Annotated in this window: 1 protein-coding gene; it reads right to left on the bottom strand. The window is 63.2% G+C overall.

What is annotated here, in order from left to right:
• Positions 1–430 precede the first annotated feature (430 nt).
• A partial coding sequence (locus FJ980_RS33985; protein ID WP_281406371.1) for a solute carrier family 23 protein occupies positions 431–1056 on the bottom strand: 626 nt, incomplete at its 5' end.

Here is a 1056-nt window from a genome sequence, read left to right as displayed (position 1 = left end):
ATCTCCTCGCGGTGCTGAATGTCGATGCCGAGCAAATTATCGATTTTTGCCTATTCGTCATTGGTCGTATTGAAGAGATCGGCCCAGACGACCTTGTCGCCATTGCCCAGGAGATCGTCCGTGAGCCGCAGGCGATCATTGTCCACGACGAAAGCCTTGATCATCGCCAGATCTCCCTGCCGGAAAGCGTTCGGATTGCTGCGTCGTATCGGATCGCACTAGCCTTCGTGCGCCGAGCCTGTGCCCGCCGCTTAGACTTGCGGCATGACAAAATCAAGACAAGCCGGACTTGGGCCCGACACCAGGGGCGCGCAGAAAATTCGTCGAGCAGCCGGCAGCATGAAAGCTTCGGCGGGTCGGGTCATCGACCGCGCTTCGGGCTTATCATGGAGAGCTGGCCGGACCCGCGGGGGCCGGCCTGCGAATGCCCCTATCGGGCGCTCGGCAGGATCTGGTGCAGCACGATGGCCCAGACGGCGCCAAAGGCGATGGACGAGCCCAGAATGTACTGCACGATATCGGGAAGCGTCTTGACGAAATCCGGCGGCGCAAGCGTAGCAAACAGGGCCATCAGGATCGGCAGGCCGACGACCAGCATGTTCCTTTCCGTCAGCGGCGTGCCGCGCACGACGCGGAACCCGTTCATGGCGATGACGACGCAGAGCACGCCGAACACGCCGCCGATGACCGGGCCCGGGATCGAGGCGATCACCGCCGACAGTTTGCCGATCAGTCCGAACAGGACCAGGAAGATGCCTGCCGCGGCGAAAGCGGCGCGGCTGGCGATGCCGGTGATGGCGATGATGCCGGCATTCGACGAATAGCCGGTGACCGGCGTGCTGCAAAGCAGTGCGCTGACCAGGCAGCCGAGGCCTTCGCCGGTGGCGCCCCTGTCGAGCTGTTCATTCGACAGCGGCTTGTCGATAACGGCGCCGACCGCGAACCAGGTGCCGGTGGTTTCGGCGAGGACCACGATATAGACGATGAGCATCGTGAGCGTCGCCGAGAGCGAGCACGTCACGTCGAGGTTGAGGAAGGCGACGCGCGGCATCGAAA

The sequence above is a fragment of the Mesorhizobium sp. B1-1-5 genome (genome assembly GCF_006443065.1).
GTDB lineage: Bacteria > Pseudomonadota > Alphaproteobacteria > Rhizobiales > Rhizobiaceae > Mesorhizobium.
The sequence above is the reverse complement of the archived record's forward strand: the minus strand, read 5'-3'. Positions and strand labels throughout refer to the sequence as shown.